Annotated in this window: 17 protein-coding genes; 11 read left to right on the plus strand and 6 right to left on the minus strand. The window is 59.4% G+C overall.

The window, feature by feature from the left end:
* The first annotated feature begins 269 nt into the window (after nucleotides 1-269).
* From Q669_RS16980 to phoR, 5 genes are all read left to right on the plus strand, one after another.
* Nucleotides 270-827 (plus strand): hypoxanthine-guanine phosphoribosyltransferase, encoded by a 558-nt coding sequence (locus Q669_RS16980; protein ID WP_022993198.1) that lies wholly within the window; start codon nucleotides 270-272, stop codon nucleotides 825-827.
* Complete coding sequence (locus tag Q669_RS16985; RefSeq protein ID WP_022993199.1) at nucleotides 808-1374, plus strand: chorismate--pyruvate lyase family protein; 567 nt, start codon at nucleotides 808-810, stop codon at nucleotides 1372-1374. Before Q669_RS16980 ends, Q669_RS16985 begins: the two co-directional genes overlap by 20 nt.
* Nucleotides 1375-1440: 66 nt before the next feature.
* Nucleotides 1441-2325 carry a 4-hydroxybenzoate octaprenyltransferase gene (gene ubiA, locus Q669_RS16990; protein ID WP_022993200.1) on the plus strand — a complete coding sequence of 295 codons (885 nt, stop codon included), beginning with the start codon at nucleotides 1441-1443 and terminating at the stop codon, nucleotides 2323-2325.
* 121 nt (nucleotides 2326-2446) lie between these two features.
* Nucleotides 2447-3139, plus strand: a complete 693-nt coding sequence (gene phoB / locus Q669_RS16995; protein WP_022993201.1) for a phosphate regulon transcriptional regulator PhoB — start codon at nucleotides 2447-2449, stop codon at nucleotides 3137-3139.
* 86 nt (nucleotides 3140-3225) lie between these two features.
* On the plus strand, nucleotides 3226-4548 hold the full coding sequence (gene phoR, locus Q669_RS17000) for a phosphate regulon sensor histidine kinase PhoR (protein WP_014422865.1): 1323 nt from the start codon (nucleotides 3226-3228) through the stop codon (nucleotides 4546-4548).
* Nucleotides 4549-4559: 11 nt separating this feature from the next.
* Here phoR and Q669_RS17005 read toward each other — a convergent pair whose 3' ends face one another.
* Nucleotides 4560-5456 carry a response regulator gene (locus Q669_RS17005; RefSeq protein WP_022993202.1) on the minus strand — a complete coding sequence of 299 codons (897 nt, stop codon included), beginning with the start codon at nucleotides 5454-5456 and terminating at the stop codon, nucleotides 4560-4562.
* Between the two features lie 218 nt (nucleotides 5457-5674).
* On the opposite strand from Q669_RS17005, the gene Q669_RS17010 reads away from it, so the two are divergent.
* From Q669_RS17010 to Q669_RS17025, 4 genes are all read left to right on the plus strand, one after another.
* Nucleotides 5675-6907, plus strand: coding sequence for a lytic murein transglycosylase (locus Q669_RS17010; protein ID WP_022993203.1), 1233 nt, complete (start codon nucleotides 5675-5677; stop codon nucleotides 6905-6907).
* Between the two features lie 152 nt (nucleotides 6908-7059).
* Complete coding sequence (locus Q669_RS17015; RefSeq protein ID WP_022993204.1) at nucleotides 7060-7773, plus strand: THxN family PEP-CTERM protein; 714 nt, start codon at nucleotides 7060-7062, stop codon at nucleotides 7771-7773.
* Between the two features lie 117 nt (nucleotides 7774-7890).
* Nucleotides 7891-8919: a metal-dependent hydrolase gene (locus tag Q669_RS17020; protein WP_022993205.1), complete on the plus strand. Its 1029-nt coding sequence runs from the start codon at nucleotides 7891-7893 to the stop codon at nucleotides 8917-8919.
* On the plus strand, nucleotides 8919-9614 hold the full coding sequence (locus Q669_RS17025) for a pseudouridine synthase (RefSeq protein ID WP_022993206.1): 696 nt from the start codon (nucleotides 8919-8921) through the stop codon (nucleotides 9612-9614). The genes Q669_RS17020 and Q669_RS17025 overlap by 1 nt, the downstream gene beginning before the upstream one ends.
* 10 nt (nucleotides 9615-9624) lie before the next feature.
* Here Q669_RS17025 and Q669_RS17030 read toward each other — a convergent pair whose 3' ends face one another.
* Entirely contained in the window at nucleotides 9625-10104 is a 480-nt protein-coding gene (locus Q669_RS17030; protein WP_022993207.1) for an asparaginase domain-containing protein, read from the minus strand.
* A 16-nt stretch (nucleotides 10105-10120) separates the two neighbouring features.
* Nucleotides 10121-11047 (minus strand): D-alanyl-D-alanine endopeptidase, encoded by a 927-nt coding sequence (pbpG, locus tag Q669_RS17035; RefSeq protein ID WP_022993208.1) that lies wholly within the window; start codon nucleotides 11045-11047, stop codon nucleotides 10121-10123.
* A gap of 229 nt (nucleotides 11048-11276) precedes the next feature.
* On the opposite strand from pbpG, the gene Q669_RS17040 reads away from it, so the two are divergent.
* Nucleotides 11277-13880, plus strand: coding sequence for an EAL domain-containing protein (locus Q669_RS17040; RefSeq protein ID WP_022993209.1), 2604 nt, complete (start codon nucleotides 11277-11279; stop codon nucleotides 13878-13880).
* On the opposite strand, the gene Q669_RS17045 is transcribed toward Q669_RS17040, so the two are convergent.
* A complete protein-coding gene (locus tag Q669_RS17045; RefSeq protein WP_022993210.1) occupies nucleotides 13877-14167 on the minus strand; it encodes a type VI secretion system PAAR protein in 291 nt (96 codons plus the stop codon). The genes Q669_RS17040 and Q669_RS17045 overlap by 4 nt on opposite strands.
* A gap of 180 nt (nucleotides 14168-14347) precedes the next feature.
* On the opposite strand from Q669_RS17045, the gene Q669_RS17050 reads away from it, so the two are divergent.
* Nucleotides 14348-16768, plus strand: coding sequence for a D-xylulose 5-phosphate/D-fructose 6-phosphate phosphoketolase (locus tag Q669_RS17050; protein WP_022993211.1), 2421 nt, complete (start codon nucleotides 14348-14350; stop codon nucleotides 16766-16768).
* Here Q669_RS17050 and Q669_RS17055 read toward each other — a convergent pair.
* Together Q669_RS17055 and Q669_RS17060 are read right to left on the minus strand one after the other, a co-directional pair.
* Complete coding sequence (locus Q669_RS17055; protein ID WP_022993212.1) at nucleotides 16749-19481, minus strand: cation-translocating P-type ATPase; 2733 nt, start codon at nucleotides 19479-19481, stop codon at nucleotides 16749-16751. The genes Q669_RS17050 and Q669_RS17055 overlap by 20 nt on opposite strands.
* Nucleotides 19482-19584: 103 nt before the next feature.
* Complete coding sequence (locus Q669_RS17060) at nucleotides 19585-21315, minus strand: alkaline phosphatase D family protein (protein WP_022993213.1); 1731 nt, start codon at nucleotides 21313-21315, stop codon at nucleotides 19585-19587.
* Nucleotides 21316-21335: the final 20 nt, after the last annotated feature.

Genomic DNA, 21335 nt, shown 5'->3' on the forward strand with positions numbered 1-21335 from the left:
CCGATTTGTCTGCGAGGATATTATTGTCGAACAATAAAGCAATCAAGCACAAAGATCACAAAATGCGACCGAGTTCCAGCCGACCACCACTCACCCGATTGGCTGCCATCATAACCGCGACACCGGCGTTGACCAATGCCACCACCGACAGCCCGGATCGGGGTTTTCTGCCAATAGCCACAATTACAGACCCGGCAATACCGCCGCGCCCCTCCCTTCGATCGCCCCACTTCGGTATAATCCGCCGTTTTGGACAGGACCCGATCGTTATGACCGATACCGTCGCTGAAATGAACCAGGTCATGGCAGACGCTGACTGCCTGGTTCCCGAAGATCAGGTGCATACCGCCATCGACACCATGGCCAGCGCCATCACCGATCGCCTCAAAGACAGTAACCCCCTGTTGTTCTGCGTCATGAACGGCGGCCTGATCCTGACCGGTCAGCTCTTGCCACGACTGAAGTTTCCGGTTCAGGCCGAATATCTGCACGCCACCCGTTACCGCCAGGAGACCACCGGCGGCATTCTGGAATGGAAGCTTCAGCCGGAAGCCGACATGAAAGGCCGCACGGTTCTGATCGTCGACGACATCCTGGACGAGGGTACGACGCTGTGCGCCATCGCAGATTACTGCCTGGCCCATGGCGCCAGCGAGGTTCTGACTGCGGTGCTGGTAGACAAGGAGCACGATCGCAAGGCGCGCCCCGGCCTGAAGGCAGACTTTACCGGCCTTTACGTTGAGGATCGATTCCTGTTCGGCTATGGCATGGACTACAAAGGCTATTGGCGCAACGCTCCGGGAATCTATGCCGTTAAAGGACTGTGACCAGCCCCCCGAGCTGAGCATACCTCCCACGTTCTGGTACCGGTCGCTGGCGGCGGCCGGCCTTTACTGTCCTGAGGTTCATGGCCCGGCCCGCTACTGGCTGATGGTAGAAGGTTCCTTTACCCGGGCACTGCAGCAAAAATGCCAGGAACGCTTTCACGTTGAAATTCTCAGGGAAGGTTTTTCAACCCCAACCCCTGAAGAAGCGAAGCGCCTGAACCTGGCACCACGCCAGCTCGCCTGGGTACGGGAAGTTCGCCTTTGCGGTGACGGCCGCCCTTGGGTGCTGGCCCGGACAGTGATCCCACAGACCTGTCTGCATGGCCACGGCCGCCGCCTGCGCAATCTTGGCAACAAGCCACTGGGCGCCTATCTGTTCAGCAGCCCCGAGTGGCAGCGGGGGCCACTGGAAACAGGGCTCTGCAAAGTCCGCAGCAACGGCCACCCTCGCCTTGCCCGCAGATCCCTGTTCCACCGGGGTTCCTGCGCCCTGTTGGTGGGGGAATACCTGTTACCCCGGCTATACCAGTCTCACAACCAGGGTTAACCCTACCGCTGCCGCTGGCTATAATCGGGTGCACTCTCACGCATCAACAAGCGGATACCAGCTCCTATGTTGCAGAACGCCCTGCCCACCCATGTTCATGCCCGCCTGGCGGATTACGCACGACTGCTGCGCATCGACCGTCCGATCGGCACTTTGTTGCTGCTGTGGCCAACTTACTGGGCACTCTGGCTGGCGGCCGAGGGGACCCCGTCATTTGCCAACCTGCTGATCTTCACCCTGGGCGTATTTTTCATGCGGGCCGCGGGCTGCGCCATCAACGATTTTGCCGACCGGGACTGGGATCGCCACGTCAAACGCACCAAGGATCGCCCGCTCACCGCCGGCCGGGTCCGTGCCTGGGAAGCCGTCGCCCTGTTTGCCGGGCTATGCCTGGTGTCGTTTCTGATGGTGGTGCTGTTCACCAACACCCTGACCCTGTATCTGTCATTCGGTGGTGCACTGCTGGCCTTTATCTACCCGTTTATGAAGCGTTACACCCATTTGCCCCAGCTGTTTCTGGGCGCCGCCTTTTCCTGGGCCATTCCCATGGCCTGGGCAGCTGAGGCCAACCAGCTCAGTCAGCTCACCTGGTTGCTGTTTACCGCCAACGTGCTCTGGACGGTCGCCTATGACACCCTCTATGCCATGGTCGACCGGGATGACGACCTGAAAGTCGGCATAAAATCGACAGCCATCCTGTTTGGTGATGCAGATCGGGCGATCATCGCTCTGCTGCAGACCATGGTGGTGGTGATTCTGGTGATGGTGGGCCAGCGGGCGGAACTGGGCTCCTTCTATTATCTCGGCGTTGTGGCCATGGCCACGCTCTTCGTCTACCACCAGTACCTGGCCAGGGAGCGGAACCGGGAAGGATGCTTCAAGGCATTTCTCAATAACAACTGGGCCGGCTTTGCAGTGTTTCTGGGGCTGGCGTTGGATCTGGCGTTCTGACTACCCGCCCATGTCATATACTTGTAACAAAGACGCGTTGTAATGACTCGGCAACATTACAAGGGAGTGTGTTCGCACCTCTGATCAGAGAACTCCCGAGGTCTGACACAGGTTGATGCATATGAGTGGAAAAACTGTCCTGATCGTCGATGACGAAGCGCCTATCCGTGAAATGATTGCGGTCGCGCTCGAAATGGCGGATTACGACTACCTGGAGGCAGCGGACGCCCGTGAAGCCCATGCCCTGATTATCGACAAGCAACCAGACATGATCCTGCTGGACTGGATGCTGCCGGGCACCAGCGGTGTCGAACTTGCGCGCCGGCTGAAGAAAGAAGAGGCCACCGCCGATATCCCTATCATCATGCTGACCGCCAAGGTGGAAGAGGATAACAAGATTCAGGGCCTGGAAGTCGGTGCCGACGATTACATCACCAAGCCGTTCAGCCCACGTGAGCTGGTAGCCCGCCTGAAAGCGGTTCTGCGTCGTGCCACACCGCCGGGTGTCGACAGCCCCATCGAAGTGGATGGTCTGACCCTGGACCCGGTCGGCCATCGTGTGACCACGGCCGACGGTGCCATTAATATGGGCCCGACCGAGTACCGCCTGCTGCAGTTCTTTATGACTCACCAGGAACGGGTCTATACTCGGTCTCAACTGCTGGATCAGGTGTGGGGCGGCAACGTGTATGTCGAGGAACGCACCGTCGACGTTCACATCCGCCGCCTGCGCAAGGCGCTGGGAGACAGGTACGATCATCTGATTCAGACCGTGCGGGGAACGGGCTACCGGTTTTCCACCAAAGTGGCCTGATTTACTCCCTGACGACAGCCCCGGACCGCCCCTCATCGTCCGGCGATCACGGCATCAGCGCCGGCAACACGACAAGGCAGTAGTGGATGCAACACAACTGGTCCCGTTACCTGAGACTGATCATCACCGCGCTCGCAGGCACCACACTGGTGGGGTTCTATTTCGGCGAGCCGCTCTACGGGTTGCTGGTGGGGCTTGTTGCCTATCTCTGGTGGACCCTGGTCCAGGCCCGGCGCCTTTACCAGTGGCTGGGAAACCCCAGCGCTTCCGACGAAGCGCCCCAGAGCATCGGCTTGTGGGGTGATATCTTCGACAGCCTGCACAAGCTGAACCAGAACCACCTGATGACCCAGGATCGCCTGCGGGCCCGTATCAACCGGGTTCAGGAATCCACCAACGCCATGCGCGACGGCGTTATCATGACCGATGCCCGTGGCGCCATGGAGTGGTGGAACGGCTCAGCCGAATACCTGCTGGGTTTCCGCCGCAGCACCGATCAGGGTCAGTACATCCATAACCTGATCCGCAACCCGGCATTCAAGGCCTATTTCGATACCCGGGATTACCGCGAGCCCCTGGAAATCAACTCGCCAGCCAAGCCCCACATCCATCTGCAGATCCAGATCAGCCTGTTCGGCGACGATGACCGCCTGATCGTGGCCAAGGATGTCACCCGGCTGTATCAGCTTGAACAAATGCGGCGCGACTTTGTCGGCAACGTTTCCCATGAAATGCGCACACCGCTGACCGTGATCAGTGGCTACCTTGAAACCCTGGTGGATCATGGTGATGAGCTGCCTGCCAAGTGGCGCCGGGCTATCAATACCATGGCGGCACAGGCCTCCCGGATGGAGGCCTTGATCACAGATCTGATTCTCTTGTCCCGTATCGAAACCGGCGAGCATACGGTGGATGACACGCTGACCGATGTCGACGCCCTGCTGAACCAGATCTGTCATGATGCCCGGGCCCTGAGCGGCGACAAGGGCCACCAGATCACGGTTCAGATCAGTGACCACCGCCTGCTGCAGGGCGATGAAAGCCAGCTACGCAGTGCATTTTCCAACCTGGTGTTTAATGCGGTGAAATACACGCCGGCCGGCGGAGCCATCACAGTTGCCTGGAGCACCAATCGCGACGGCGCCCACCTTTCGGTGAAGGATACCGGCATCGGCATTGACCCGATCCACATCCCCAGGCTGACCGAACGGTTCTATCGCGCCGATCCCAGTCGCCACAAGGATACCGGCGGAACCGGCCTGGGCCTGGCTATCGTCAAGCATGTGCTGATCAATCACGACGGCAATCTGGAAATTCGCAGCAAAGTCGGCGAAGGCAGCGAATTTATCTGCCATTTTCCAAGGGAGCGCCTGGTCGAACGGATTCCCGAACAGGTTCCGGAGGACTGAGGCGCCCCCAGTTAGCGGTTTGAGGCCCGGAACCTGGCCACAAATCGCGACAGATCCTCCAGCTTCTTCGGGTCTTCATCGACAAAACGGATAGTGACGCTGACAAAGTCGGTATCCTGGCGCTTGTCCACCGCCTGCAACTGATGCACGTAACCGTTCAGACGCGCCATCTGGCCATCGCCCATGTCGATATCCACCACCGCCTGATCGAGAATCCCCGGGAATTCCTGATCCCGCTTGGCGATCACCCGTACTTCCGTCAGGTTAATGTCCTTGACCACCGACTTCAGGGTACTGTCGGAAAACCTTACAGATGCCATACTCATGGCGCCACGGGCCTGAGGCTTGCCTGCAGCCGCTTTTGCGCTACCGGCATTCAGCAGCGGGTTATCAGCCGCGGGTTCAGGTTTTGAGGCTTCCGGCCTTGGTGCCGGCGCCTCCCGCTTCTGGGTGAGAAGGGTGGCGGATTCCTTGAACGCATCCGCCGGCCCTTCCAGTGATTTGCCGCTGCGATCCATGGCGTCCTTCAGGCGGCGGCCCATCACCTTGATGATCTTTTTGCTCAATCCCTCAGGGCTAAAGGGCTTACCCAGGTATTCAGACACCCCTTCCTTGACCGCCTCAATGACATGATCCTTGTCGCCGCGACTGGTGATCATGATGAATGGTACCTTCTGGTACTGCGGTTGCTGGCGCATCCACTGCAGTAGTTCCAGCCCGGACATTTCCGGCATTTCCCAATCGCACAGCACCAGGTCAAAACTGGTTCTCGACATCAGGGATTGGGCCCGCCGACCATTCTGGGCATCGGTAGTTTCAATGACGGGAAAGCGCTGGCGCACTGTCCGTTTCACCAGATCTCTCACAAAACTGGCGTCATCGACCACCAGCGCCTTCAGTGTTGCCATAACGACATCTGCTCCGGATTCCACTCATGCTCCAACTATAGAACATCCCGATGGCAAGGTGACCGGGGTGCTACAAAAAGACGACAAACCCGAAAAGTCAGGCGAACTCGTGACCGCAGAAAATGATGCGGCACTGTAGGCTATGGCGGTATTTTCCAACACGGAAAACGCGCTAACATGGCAGCCAACGCCTTAATGACTCTATTGCGAGGATTCCCGTGCCTGACCTGATCTCCCGGACTGCCATTCGCCGTACACTGGTGGCGATTTCCCTGAGCACGCTGGCGCTGGTTGCCAGGGCAGAAACCGAAACAACCGCCACACCGGCGTTTGAGCAATGCAAACAGGCGCTCGGAGAGAAAGCCGTCGCCGCCGGTGTGCGTGAATCCACGGTGCAGTCCGTGATGGCCGGCGTGGTGCACCTCGACAGAGTGATTGAGCTGGACCGCAGACAGCCCGAATTTACCACCACCTTTGCCGACTACCTGAACCGACGGGTTAACGACGCCCGGGTCGGCAAAGGCCGAGAATTATTGGCAGAACACCGTGAACTCCTGGACCGCGTGACCGCGGAAACCGGTGTTCCCGCCCCCTATCTGGCCGCATTCTGGGGTCTGGAAACCAACTATGGCAGCTACTTCGGCAAGATGCAGGTGCCCAGTGCCCTCGCCACCCTGGCTTGCGATGCCCGGCGCAGCAGCTTCTTCACAGAGCAATGGATCGCTGCCCTGCGGATTATTGACGAAGGCGCTATTCCCGCTGATCAGATGGAAGGCTCCTGGGCCGGCGCCATGGGCCATGTGCAGTTCATGCCGACGGTATTCCTGAAACACGCGGTCGACGCCGATGGTGATGGGCGCCGGGATCTCTGGAACAGCCTTCCAGACGCCATGATGTCTGCCGGTCGTTTTCTTCAGTCCATGGGTTGGGATGGCGACTATCGCTGGGGGCGGGAGGTGCTGTTACCCGACAACTTTGATTTCAGTCTGGCCGATGGTCGTCGTCTGCCCCTGGCAGACTGGCGCAAGATGGGCATCACCGATGCCTTCGGTAACCACCTGGCCAACGAGCCCATTGAGGCGGCCCTGATCGTGCCCAGCGGCCACCAGGGCCCGGCCTTCCTGGTTTACAGTAATTTCCGGGTGATCATGGGCTGGAACCGGTCCGAGTTCTACGCCATCGCCGTTGGCCATCTGGCAGACCGGATTGCCGGCGCCGGAAAGCTTCAGAACCCACCACCAGAGGATCAGCCCGCGCTGTCACGGAATCAGGTGCTGGAGCTTCAACAGGCACTGAATGACAAAGGCTACCCGAGCGGCGAACCCGATGGCATCCTCGGCTCCAACACCCGCAAGGCCATTCGCGCGTACCAGAAAGCGGAAGGCCTGGTGGCTGACGGCTTTCCATCAGAACAGGTATTAGCGGCTCTCGGGGTTTACAGCGGCTCCTGAAAGCGTCCAGTTTTTTTACATCTAGCGAAACAAAATGCTGTAACGCTTTGTATTTACTTGATAAAAATACTGGCACACATTTAGCTACATACTTTCGCAGTGCCTGGCGATTTCCGGGCAATCCTACAACTGTGAGTAGTAAGGTGTGGACAATGCTTAAATTGATGAAAGGAATCGTAGCGGCCGCGACTCTCGGCTATGCAGCTACCGCGTTTGCCTTCCCGATAAACCTCGAGTCCATCGAAGGCACATTCAACAATGCACAGGGCGCCAGTGTGACGTATGAACAAAATGGCTCTGAAGTGTACTGGGGAAATCCAGCCCACCTGGATCAACGAAGCGGCTACCAATTTGATGCGTTTAATCCGCTGCCTCATCAGATCAATGATGATTCGCCATTTACATTGGGTAAATTCACCCATGTGAATATGCCAGTGACGGGCGATACGCTCACCTCCGTTGACCTCGACGTAGCCTTGGGCTTTGAAGGGGGAGGAAACCCTGAAGCAACTTTTTCGTTTACTCACGAAGAAACACCGAACAACGCGTCAAATCCATTTGAAATCTGCATATTTGGCCACTGCTTTGTTCTATGGGACCAGCACAATGGCCCGGTTGCGGACACCGTACTTTTCTCAAACGGAATTGTGTCCAATGAAGAGTTTGTCTTCGATGGCAACATGTACAGCTTGGAGCTGGTCGGCTTTGCAAATGGAACCCACGAGCTGATCACGGATGAGAAATCCATCAATTCAGTGGATCTTCTGGCCAAACTCACTGCTCGCAGCGTACCCGAACCCGGCACTCTCGCGCTGCTTGGCCTCGGCCTGGCCGGCCTGGGACTGGCGCGCCGCCGTAAGGTCTGAGCAATCCCCTCTTCGCCGGCAGTGCCCTGTGCTGCCGGCGATTCCTACCTCCCGTGATCTGAATCCCGAATCCGCGCATAATACTGGTATCACCCAGTCACCACGAATCGGGACATTATGGACTCCATCACACAGGCCGCCCTTGGCGCTTCCATTGCGGGCGCGGTTGCCGGCAAAACCCTGGGGCGATCGGCCCTTCTTACCGGTGCGTTGCTCGGCACATTACCCGACCTGGATGTGGTCATCGACTATGGCACAGCGGTTGCCAACTTTACCCAGCACCGGGGGTTCAGCCACTCTCTGTTTATTCTGGCACCACTGTCTCTGCTTATCGCCTGGGGCCTGTGGCGCTGGAAACCGCTCATTTCCTATCAGCGATGGCTGGCTCTGGTTGGTCTGATCCTGATCACGCACCCGTTGCTGGATGCCTTTACCACCTACGGCACCCAGCTGTTCTGGCCCATTGGCCCGCCCGTGGCGATCAACAGTATCTTTATTATTGATCCGCTCTATACCTTGCCACTACTGGCGGGTTGTCTGGCCTTTCTGTATCGCCCACCGGCGTCAAGAACCGTTGCCGCCGGACTGCTTCTTTCCAGCCTTTATCTCGGCTGGACCCTGATTGCACAACAGATCATCACCGATCGGGTGCGACCGGCGCTGGCGAACGCCGGTATGGAGCAGGCGGCCCTGATGGTTCAACCCATGCCATTCAACACCGTTCTCTGGCGTGCCACAGCGGTCAGTGCCGGGCAAAGAATCGAAGTAGTGACCGGTTTCCTCGATGCCAGCGACGAGCTGGTACTGGAACGCTTCCCGCGGCAACCAGAGCTTGCCCGCCTTGTCGCCGAGCTGCCGGAAGCCCGGCGGCTGGAATGGTTTACCGGCGGTTTCCTGGACTACCAGCAGAACGGCACTCAGATAACCGCAACGGATATCCGGCTGGGCATACCCGGCGCTCACCCTTTCACCTTCATCCTGGCGGAAACCGCCGAAGACGGACTGCAGCCACTGGCCAGCGATCGCCTGCCCCGCCCGGCGCTGAACCGGGCCGCCCTGCCCCTGTTGTGGAATCGAATGACCGGCCAGGTACCGGTATTGTGCCTGGCCACGCTGTCTGCTCCCAACCACGGGAGCTCCTGCTGATGCGGCTGGATCAATATCTGAGCAACGGTACAGAGCTTTCCCGCAAAGAGGCGAAAAAGGTCGTGTCAGCGGGACGAGTGAAGGTGGATGGCGAAACCTGCCGGCAGGCCAATCGCCAGGTGGAGGCCGAACAGTCCGTTCATCTTGATGGAAAACCGGTTAACCCACCCGGCGATATCTACCTGATGATGCATAAACCCGCTGGAGTGCTCAGTGCCACCACCGACAGCAGCCAGCCAACGGCACTCGACCTGCTGCCCCGCGGCCTGGCCAGTCGGGTTCATATCGCCGGGCGGCTGGACAAGGACACCACTGGCTTGCTATTGCTGACCAGTGATGGCCAATGGTCCCACGCGGTCACATCCCCCCGCCGGGAATGCCGCAAAAGCTATCGGGTCTGGCTGGCTGAGGCTATCCCGGAACAGGCCTGCCGGGCGCTTGAGAAGGGAGTCATGCTGAACGGTGAAACCACAGAGACCAGACCCGCCGAAGTTCGTGTACACAACAACCAGCTGATCGACCTGACCATCAGCGAGGGCCGTTACCACCAGGTCAAACGGATGCTGGCGGCGGTTGGCAATCGTGTTGAGGCCCTGCACCGTTTCCGTATCGGCAGCATTGAACTGGACGATAAGCTGGCGCCCGGAGAATTCCGGGCACTGACCTCTCAGGAAATCCGCTCAGCAACAGAGTGAACTCTTCGGCCTAGGCACGTTCGAACCGCTGGGCTGCCAGATTTTTCCGCACTGAACCTGCTTCAAACACCTCACCGTTCATGGCGATATAGACCCCCGCCGGTAACAGCGACACCGCGGCCCAGGCAAAGCCAACGTTGAAGGTAGCATCGCTGCGCCGCATGCGCGCAGGTTGCATGGCGCCCGTCAGCACAATCGTGCGATCGGCTACCGATTTCAGTACCTCGGCGGTCTGCGCCATGGTATCGGTGCCATGGGTAATCAGGATACGCTGGCTGGCCGAAGCCTTGACTGCTTCCAGAATGGTTTGGCGGTCCGCATCGGTCAGCTCCAGGCTGTCCTTGCGCATCAGGGGGCGAACCTCATAGCCGTCATGGATGTTGGATTCCGTCAACAGTTCCGGCAACAGGCTGTCCCCGATTTCAAACTTGCTGTTGGCATCAAAATAGACCTTATCGATGGTGCCACCGGTGGTCAGTATCTCAATCATGGTCTGAGCTGTTCCTTTATTGTGAGGACGCCGTGGTGGTTCGAGACTGTTCTGCCTCTGCCGCCATCAGAGCTGAATTTTTTTCCTGTGCATAACGCTTCGCGGCGGGCGCCACCGAACCTGGTTGACCCGTGGCAAGCCAGCGCTTGATTCGGCCGGCATCCCCCATCGGAGACCGGGTACCCAGAGAGTCCAGCAAAACCGTGATCACGGGCGTTCCGTTCATCTCCGACACCATCACCAGACAACGCCCCGCCTCTGTCAGGTATCCGGTTTTACTCAGGCTCACGCCCCAGCTGTCCCGATGCACCAACGCATTGGTATTGCCAAACGACAGGCTGTACCGGGGTTTGCGGAACTCGGCCCGGTAGTAGCCGGTGGTCGAGGCTTCACGAATTTCGGGATGCTTGAGCGCAGCACGCGCCAGGATCACCAGGTCCGCTGCCGTGGACACATTGCCGGTAGAGAGACCGGTCGGGTCAACAAATCGGGTCTGAAGCATCCCCAGAGCTTTTGCCTTGGCATTCATCGCGGCAACAAAACCGTCGAAGCCACCCGGATAGACACGCGCCAGAGTGTAGGCAGCAAAGTTCTCGGATGACATCAGGGCAATCCGCAGCACGTCGCGGCGCCGAAGCTGAGAGCCCACCCGGATCCTGCTCCAGGCGTTCGCAGCAGCCTCGACATGACGCTTCTCGAAGGTCAGCCACTCGTCCATAGCCTGGCCGGATTCCACCACCACAAGCGCTGTCATCAGCTTGGTAATCGACGCTACAGGCACCGGACGGTCAGCATGCTTCCCGAACAGCAAGCCCTCTTGGCCAACCTCCGCCGCAGCTGCCTGCACCGACGCCAGGTTCGGAACCCGCTCCGTACTGGCAGCACTCTGGCAGGACGCCGCCAGGAGAAAGACGACAACAGTGAGAAATACGGAGTAACGCATGGTGAACTACCTGCCTCTTAGGCCTTAACTGTGAATTGATCGATAGCGCGAACTATATCAGCGCACATGGGCCGGGCGCAGGTCTCATTTTCAATCATGCGTTTTAAACAGCAAATGCAAAAAATCTTAAATTCATGTAAAATTCCATTCAAATCAATTTGTTACACCTTGTTAATTATTGTAAACAGAGTGTAACGGTACCGCTTTCCAGTTTCAGGATGCGTTCAGGATGGACTCTCCGTCGCTCGGCCAGACTCTCTCCAGGGAAACCCGCTCGGACAGATTACCGGCGTGGCTGCACCAGTCGTTCCCGTTTGTCATCCTTCTCCTGGCCATTACCTACGGACTTGCGACGACCTTCTGGCAGGATCCGCCGACTCTTTCGGTCAGTCCTTCGGTGCAGACCGACAGCGCCACAAACGGCCCTCGCATCGCTGGCCAGATCGAATATCTGATCCACCCACTGGGCAAGGTGCTGCAAGACAAGCTCTGGCAATCCCAAGCCTGGAGCCGCACGGATACCCGCTATTCCGGAATCGGGTATCCCTACAAACCCGCAACTTTCCGGCTAACACTCGAGAATCCGACATCAGAACCTGCCACCAGCCAGGTGACGGTACCTTCACCTTACCTGGACCACCTGCAGCCGGCCCTGATTCATCCGGACGGAAGCATCGAACACCTACCCGCCATGGGCGATCGATACCCCTTCGATCAACGATACCTGGCATTACCGCAGTGGGTCTGGCCGGTCACGCTGCAACCGGGCACCACCACCCTGCTGATGGAAGTGCAGAATCGCGGCCCGGTGCTGTTGCCGGTCACCCTGTCAGACAGCGCCGAGGCTCTCGGCGCTGGCACTGCCATCACCGCCTGGAAGTCCTTTGTCACCGGCCTGCTGGTGTTTGCCCTGTTACTCAACCTGAGCATCGTCGCCAAGCTTCGCCGACCGGGCTTGGCGTGGCTAAGCGTGCTGATGATCAGCGTTATCTACAGTCAGCTGGTGATGGACGGCCTGGGGCTATGGCTGATATGGCCGGCACTGCCAGAGCTCAACGCCCTGCTCAACATCAGTCTGCCGCTGTGCCTGATCGCGCTTTGCGAATTTACCCCGCATTTTCTCCAGCTGGCCCGCACTGAGGCCCGAATACTCCGGGCCTTCAGCCTCCTTGCCGGAGCGCACCTGCTGGCTGCGCCTTTGGGGTTTCAGTTCCTGGGACAACACGCCTTCCTGATGAGCAGCGCCATCGGCGGGCTGTTCATCGTTGCCCTGAGCCTGCGCCAGCTGAACAACCACGTTTACGCCCGTTACTACGCCTTGTCGGTGCTGGCGATTTTGCTTGGCGCCGTTACTTCATCGCTTCGCACCATTGGCTGGTTACCCGTCAACGCACTGACCGACTCCGCCTTTTTCCTGGGCGCGGCAACCGGCTCCCTGATCCTGACCAGTGGTGTGGGTAAACTGCTGCTGGAAGAACGCAAGAAACGCATGAGTTCGGATATACGGGTGCAGGAGGAACAGAAACTCCGGGCCAGCATTGAGCGCGATTATGACCGCCTGCTGAAAACCCACAGGGTAACCGGCAAGCCCAATCGGCCCATGCTGGAGGAAACCCTGGGCGCTCTGGACTGCCATAAAACGCCCTACACCCTGTGCATGATCCGCCTGGCCCGGTTCAATGAACTGGAACAAGCCCTGGGCTACCGTGCGGCAGAAGAGCTCCTGAAGCAGTATCTCCGGCAACTCAACCGGTATCTCAAGCAAACGGTGGGCGATCAGCTGGTCATGATCAATGGTTACAGCGTAGCTACCCTGGACACCGTCAACCATGCCTTTGCCCTGTTGCGCCACCCCGACGAGGCGCTGGAGAGACAACGTCTGCAGGCCATTAGCCGCTGGTTGTCCGAGAATTTCCGCGAAGGCCGTTTTTCATTTTCCTGGGCCGCCTCGGTTGGCGTCGCCCACGCCCCGGAACACGGAGCGGAACCGGCAGGGGTACTTGCCTGTGCCGGCTTTGCCTCACTGGACGAGAGCCAGCCGCTGGTGGTTTATGACCCCGCCATTGCCGAGTGGCAATACCGCCAGCAAATGTTGATGCTGGATGTGGAACAAGCGCTGCGTTCCGGCGAAATGTGGCTGGAGTACCAGCCCAAGATCAACATCCGCGATGGCCGGATTGGCTCACTGGAAGCCCTGATTCGCTGGCAGCATCCGGAATTCGGCAGAATTTCGCCCAGTCAGTGGATTCCCCTGGCCGAGGAGGTGGGGATCATTCACACGGTTACACTCTGGGTGCTGGACCGTGCCTGCAGGGACAGCCATCAGCTCCGTGAACAGTATGGCCGCGATATCACCGTAGCTGTGAACATTTCCGCCAAGGACCTGGCCCACAGCCTGTTCCACGAGGAAGCCGGTGCCATCGTTCGACGGCACAAGCTGGAACCGGCCAATGTCAGCCTGGAAATTACCGAAACCGCCATGATGACCGACCCGGACACGGCCCGCAGCACCATCCGGACTCTGAGCGCGATGGGCTTCCGGATTGCACTGGATGACTTCGGGTCCGGCCACTCCTCACTCGGAGCCCTTGCACAGTTCGAGCTGGATGAGCTGAAAATCGACCGGAGTTTTCTGGAGGGTGTGCTGGATTACCCGTCGAGACAGAAAATCCTGCGTGCGGCCCTGGAGCTGGGCACAGCCCTGGATCTGGATGTGGTGGTCGAAGGCGTGGAACACGAAACCATCGCCCTCTGGCTGCATCAGTTTCCCGGTTTGCAGGGGCAGGGTTATTACTGGGGCCGCCCGTTCAGCCTGGAACACAAAAACCGTTAACTGCCGATTATTACCGTTCCACTACCAACGGTGACACCGCCGCAGGATACTGCACTACCGGTAACCGCAGCCGGCTTGCCATTGATCATCACGGTACCGGAACCGGCCGCAATGGCCCGGGGATGGGGCGGGTGTTTGGGCTTCGAATGGGGTTGCAGCGGATCGCCAACCCGGGCAACCGGTTTGCCGTCAACAAGAACGTCGGGGGAACCGGCAATCACCGGTGTGGGGGGAAATCCCTCATGATCCATACCGAGATCGCCCAGCAATACAATCGCCTTACTCATGGATTGATTCCTTTCATCATTGAGTCCAGAACCGCCATCCTATACCGAAAACCGTACTGACCCAAGCCCCGCACCAGCCCAGTGCATGCTAAAAGATGCAGATACGACTGACCTGCATCAAGGGGGCTGACCGCGGTCCGTTTTACACTTCCTTCACACTCATCAGCCATCGAGGCCGTCATGTCATCGCCCACTGAACCCGTTCAGGCGCCCAACGAGGCAACACCAGGCTCAGCCTTCCAGTGCTGGCAGCAGGGCTATGGCGTTATCCGGCACTCCGAACAGACCTCCGCCAGAGTCCGGGAACTCGCTGGAAAACTGGTTAGTGCCGGGCACCAACCGGATGAAGATACGGTGTACCGGAAGCTGATCGCCCTGGACCGGCTCACCAGCGCCGGCCTGTGGCTGGTGGTACACATGACCTATTGCAACCGGGTGGACATTGCCGGCGCCCCCCTGGTCGCCCAGGATTTCAAGGCTTCGCCGGAAGGCCATACCGGAGGCGCCCTGAACATGGTGCCTGCCTACGCGGCCTACCTGGCCCTCAACAACCTGACCGGAAAAACCCGCAGCTGGCTGATGGGACAAGGGCATTGTGTGGCCGCCGTGGATGCACTCAACGTTCTGACCGGCAATCTGCATCCCGAGCAACGCGCCCGTTACCTGGCGCCTGAGGGGCTATCTCGACTGGCCTCCGACTTCTACAGCTATCGCCAGAAACCGGATGGCACGATGGCGGCGCCCCTCGGTAGCCACGTGAACCCCCATACCGCCGGGGGCATTATCGAAGGTGGCTACCTTGGGTTTGCCGAGCTGCAATACGCTCATATGCCTCTGCCCGGTGAATCCCTGGTGGCCTTCCTTTCCGACGGAGCCGCTGAAGAACAGCGCGGCAGTGACTGGATACCCCGGTGGTGGCGGGCCGAGGACTGCGGACTGGTCTTGCCGGTGATGATTGCCAATGGCCGTCGCATTGAACAACGAACCGAGCTTGGTACCCGAGAGGGTCTGGAACGGTTTGAGCAGCACCTGCAACACCGGGGCTTTGACCCGGTACGATTTGACGGCCGTGATCCCGCGGCCTTCGTCTGTGCCATGTACGACATGGAGCAGGCACTAGCAGCCCATGGCACTGCTGCGCAACAAGGTGAGACCGGCTACCCGGTTCGCATACCCTACGGTATCGCAGAGACCGTGAAAGGCTATGGTTTCTATGGCGCCGGAGAAAACGCAGCTCACAATCTGCCTCTGCCCGGCAATCCTCGTATGGATGCCATATCCCGGGAGCTGTTCAATGAGTACGCAACACCGCTATGGGTAAAGCCGCAGGAGCTAAACCTGGCGGTATCCGAGCTGAATGAACACAGCCAACAGGGCCGGCCACTGGAGCGGGATCACCCGCTGGCGCTTCGCCGTCCCTCGGAACCTGCCATTCCGGTTTTGCCCTGGGCTCAGAACAAATGCTCACCCATGACTGCCGTTGATGAATTCTTCAAGGCTCTGGTCGCGGACAACCCGGAACTCCGGCCCCGGGTCGGCAACCCGGACGAACTCGCCAGCAACCGACTCAAAGGCGTGCTCCACAGCCTCAAGCACCGCGTGAACGACCCGGAGAACGAGGCCGAGTCAGTACACGGCAAGATCATTACGGCACTGAATGAAGAGGCGGTCGTCTCTGCCTGCCTGGCCAACAAAGCGGGATTGAATCTGGTGGCCAGCTACGAAGCCTTCTGCGTGAAAATGCTCGGCGCTATCCGCCAGGAGTTGATCTTCGCCCGACATCAGAAAGAAGTGGGCCGGCCACCCCAATGGCTGGGACTGCCAGTGATTGCCACCTCGCACACATGGGAAAACGGCAAGAACGAGCAATCCCACCAGGACACCAGCTTCTGTGAGGCTTTACTGGGAGAAATGAGTGATGTCTCCCGGGTGATTTTCCCGGCTGACTACAACAGCGCCCTGGCGATTCTGCCATCGGTTTACCGGGAGCGGGGCCGCATCAGTTGCCTCGTTATCCCGAAACGGGAGCGCCCGTGCGTCTTCAACGGCAGCGAAGCCGAAGCACTGGCAAGACACGGCGCACTGGTGGTGGACGAGGATACCTCAGCTGGCGAAGAACCACTGCTGCTGATTGCCAATGGCGCCTATCAGCTTTCCGAGGCCATACGGGCTTGCGAGCGTCTGCGCGAGACCGGCACACCGTTCCGGCTGGTCTATCTGCAGGAACCCGGGCGCTTCCGTCAACCCCGGGATCCGATGGAAGCCACCTCCTGCCTGACCGAGTTTGAGCGGGAGCGTCTGTTCCCCCATCGCATGCACCGACGGGTTGCCCTGACCCATATGCGGCCGGAAGTGTTTCGCGGACACCTGCACACGCTGTTCCCGCAGCCCGGCCATTCCCGGGTACTGGGCTACATCAATCGGGGTGGTACCCTGAATGAAGCGGGCATGCTGTTCGCCAACCGTTGCTCATGGGGCCATGCCCTGGCGGCCTGCGCCGAGGTGATGGACAAACCTCCCGGAGAATGGCTCTCCAGCGCCGAACTGGCCGCGGTGGAGGGCCGAGGCGATCCGGGAGTGATTACCCGCGGACTGCCTTGACCCGGTTACGTATCGCAGTTTCCAGTTCCAACACCAGCAGAACCACAACACCAGCCACCACAGAAAACGCCAGCTGCTCCAGGCTCAGGGCCGCAGTGGTAAAGGTGTGCTGGAACCAGGGCAGGTAGGTGAACAACAACTGCAATATCACGACCGCCGCGATCGCTGCCAGCACAACGGGGGTGCCGAGCACCCCCCGCAGGGTAATCGAGGCACTGTCGAGATAACGCACCGCAAACAGGTAGAAGACCTCCATCGCCACCAGGGTGTTGACCGCCAGGGTGCTGGCCAGCACTGGGTCCTGATGGCGATGCATGACCCAGAACCAGGCCGCGAAGATGCCCACCAGAAACAGCAGGGATACAAACGCCACCCGCCAGACCACAAAGCCCTGCAGCAAGGACTCGTCCCGCGGTCTGGGAGGTTGCCGCATAACTCCGGGCTCGGGCGGTTCAAACGCCAGTGTCATGGCCAGCAACACCGAGCTGACCATATTCACCCAGAGAATCTGCAAGGCGGAAATGGGCAACGTGAGCCCCAGCAACAAGGCGGTGATCAGGCTGACGGATTCCCCCCCGTTAATCGGAAGCATAAAGGCAATGCCCTTACGCAGGTTGGTGTAAACCGTGCGCCCTTCCCGGACAGCCGCAGCAATGCTGGCGAAGTTATCATCCAGCAGCACCACCGATGACGCCTGCCGGGCCGCTTCCGAGCCCTTGACACCCATGGCAATGCCAACATCCGCCCGCTTCAGTGCCGGGGCATCGTTGACGCCATCACCGGTCATGGCCACCACACCATGCAGTGCCTGCAGCGCTTTCACTAACCTGAGTTTGTGCTCGGGGCTGGTGCGGGCAAACACATCCACCTCTCCGGCCAGACTCCGGAGCTGATCTTCATCCAGGTCATCAAGCTCATTGCCGGTCAGTACCCGGTCGGCATTACGCAGCCCGAGTTTTCGGGCAATGGCACCGGCCGTCAGGGCGTGGTCGCCGGTAATCATCTTCACCCGAATACCGGCATCGTGGCACTCTTTGATAGCGCGGATAGCCTCCTGCCGGGGCGGATCCAGCAAGCACACCACCCCCAGCAATTCAGCGCCCTGTTCCAGCTCTTCCAGCACCAGTTCCCGGCTGCCTTTCGCCATTGGCCTGCGCGCCAGTGCCAGCACTCTCAGACCTTCGGAAGCCATCTCCGTGATGACCTGTTCCCAGTGCTCTTTGCTCAGCGATTCGGTTCCACCATCCGGGGATACCTGGTGCGCGCACATAGCCAGGATCCGTTCCGGAGCGCCTTTGAGATAGGCAATACCGTGGCCGTGGTGGTCATGGTGCAATGTGGCCATGAACCTTATGCGGGTATCGAAGGGAACCTCATCAACCCGTGGCCAGGCGGAGGCACTGTCCACATGATCAAATTCCGCCTTGCCGGCAAACACTTTCAGCGCGGCTTCCATGGGGTCACCATGAATAGAAGGCTGCCCGTCTTTGCCAATAATGCTGGCGTCGTTACACAGTGCCGCCGCCCGGGCAAGCTCAGCCAGCACCCCGTCGCCGGTGACCGGCTGACCCTCCCGGCAGACCATGCCATCGCGACCATAACCTTCGCCGGTAATCTCATAGCGCTCACCAGAGGTCACAGCTGTGGTCACCATCATTTCGTTACGGGTGAGCGTGCCGGTCTTGTCCGAGCAGATGACCGAAACCGCGCCAAGGGTTTCAATCACCGGCATCCGGCGTACCACCGCCTTGCGACGCGCCATCTGGCGCACACCAATGGCAAGGGTAATGGTGAGAATCGCAGGCAAGCCTTCAGGAATGGCTGCCACCGTCAGGCCCACCACCGCCATGAACAACTCCCGGAACTCCAGGCCACTGAACGCCAGGCCGCCAAAGAAGATGAGAATGCCGGTCACGATGACAATCAGAGAAAGCCCCCGAGCAAACCGGTCCATCTGTTCCAGCAGGGGCGTTTTCAGGCTGGTAGTGTCGGCCAGCAGGCCGGAAATGCGGCCGATTTCGGTATGCATACCGGTACGTACGACAACGCCCCGGGCGGTGCCCGTGGCCACCATGGTGCCGGAGAACGCCATGCCAGTCTGGTCGCCGAGGGCCGACTGCTCTTCCACCGGATCGGGGAACTTGTCCACCGCCTCGGATTCGCCCGTCAGGATAGCTTCCTCAATCTTGAGGTTGTTGGTTTTTTCCAGGCGAAGATCGGCGGGCACACGGTCACCAGCCTCCAACAGCACGGTATCACCAGGTACCAGCTCGCCGGCATCCACCTGATGCTGGCCGCCGGCCCTGACAATGCGGGCGCGGGGAGCCAGCATATGACGGATAGCGGACAATGCCTGCTCGGCCCGACCTTCCTGGATGAAGCCGACCAGGGTCTGGACAATCACCACCGCCAGAATCACCCCGGCGTCGACCCAGTGTCCGAGAGCACCGGTGATGGCCGCTGCGGTCAGCAGTACATAAATCAGGAAATTACGTAACTGGCGACCGAGCCGGGCCAGGGGGCCGGACGTCCTACCCTCTGGCAACTGGTTGGGACCAAACCTCTCATACCTGGCCCGCGCACTTTCGTCGGTCAAAGGCTCCGGCGCTTCCAGAAGAACCCGCGCCTGTTCTGCGGCCAGGGCATGCCAGGCCTGAGACTGTGCGCCCCCGGCTAGTGTCCGCTGTGAACCTGGCGTGCTGACTTCTGACATATCCCTGCTCCCTGCCTAAGGTCTGGGTCAACTACACAGGATTCTGCCGATACCGCCAATGCGCCAGGTCAAACCGAAGGCTGGTATAGCCGCGCCCGGTTGGCTATACCGGATCGACCGTTCGGTTCCCGGCACCCGGCAAGGTCTTCCGCGCCGCAGACCGACTGTTATCAACGGTGTATTCCCGGCTCTTGACGGTATCCACGAAATACCAGTTAGCCAGGGCTTCGTCCTGAGTGAAAGTAACCACCATATAACCACGTTGATTGATGTTCAGGTAGTCTAGGCCATCCACCAGCAGGCCAATGCCCTGCTCCGCATCGGCAATCAGGGCATCAGGCAGTCCCAGATAGTCCTCCAGTCCGGGAGAAGACACCGAGGCGGTGGCAAATTCCACACCCACCTGCTTGCCATTCATATCCTTCAGATTATTGGCCCAGGCGTTATGGGTATCTCCGGCCAGCACCACCAGGTTTTTGTCCAATTGCCGCGCCATGCCAAGAACAACTTCTCTTTCTGCCTGATAGCCGTCCCAGGCATCGAGATTGTAGGGCGCGGCCGTGCTGATTCGGCTCAGTTCCTGCTCAGTGAGTGTGGGGTCGCCCTGCAGGGCTCGGAATTTGATAGTCGCGAGTTCCGCCAGGGCTTGCGGCAGTTCCGAAACGTTTCCAGTGGCAATACCCAGCAACAATTCCGCAGGCAAATCCATACGCCCCATCAACACCTGCTGTCCCAGCACCTGCCATCGCCCGGTCGACGTGGCCAGCTTGTTCTGCAACCACAGACGCTGCTCTGCTCCCAGCAATGTCCGGTTTGGATCGGTCACATCGGCCCTGAATTGATCCACGTTCAGTCCGGCTTCGCTAAGATAGTTCAGGTAATCCAGTTGCTGATCGCGCCCGATAACACGGGTGTCCAGCATGTGCAGATCCACCAGATCGCCAAAGCGGAAGCTGCGATAGATGGCCTCGTCATTACCTTCAATCACCGGTCGGATCGGCATCCACTCGAAGAAGGCCTGCAGCGCCGACAGCTTGCGCTGATCAAAATCGCCTTCAGAATCATCGTGATTTTCAGCACCGTTTCGCCAGGTATCGTTAGCCACTTCATGGTCGTCCCACACCACAATGAACGGTAACCGCTGATGGGCCAGCTGCAGATCCGGATCCTGCCGGTAAATGGCATACCTGCGGCGATAATCGGCCAGTGTCAGCAACTCCCGGTTATTGTTTTCCGGGAAGGTCCGGCCCAAAGCGCGGGCATCTTCCGAGGCATAGCTGTCCGGGTCACTGCTGTACTCATAGATATAGTCGCCCAGATGAATCACAGCATCCAGGTCCGCCTGGTTTGCCACTTCACGGTATACGTGAAAGTAACCGGCCGGGTAGTTGGAGCAGGACACCACAGCCAGTCGCACCTGCTCTACCGACCCTTCCGGCAAGGTAGTCGCGGCCCCTACGGGAGAGGTGGCACCCGAGGAGCGGAAACGGTAATAGTAACGCTGGCCCGGCATCAGCCCCTGGGCATCCACCTTAATGGTGAAATCATGATCTTCGGTGGTTTCGGCGGTTCCTGAGCGCACCACCGAGGCAAACTCCGCATCGGTGGCGATTTCCCAACCTACTTTCACCTTGCTGCCACGCTCGGGCACGGCCCGGGTCCAGAGAATAACGCTGTCCTGTAGCGGATCACCACTGGCCACACCATGGGTAAAATCAACCCGCCGTTTGTCGTCGCTGTCCAGCACACACCCCGCCAGGCCGCTGGAAATCGCCACCGCCCCCATACCCAGTGCCGATGCTTTCAGAAAATCCCGTCTCGTCAGTCTAGCCATTGTCCACCCCTGTCATGTTC

Source organism: Marinobacter sp. C1S70 (genome assembly GCF_000475355.1).
GTDB classification, from domain to species: Bacteria; Pseudomonadota; Gammaproteobacteria; order Pseudomonadales; family Oleiphilaceae; genus Marinobacter; species Marinobacter nauticus.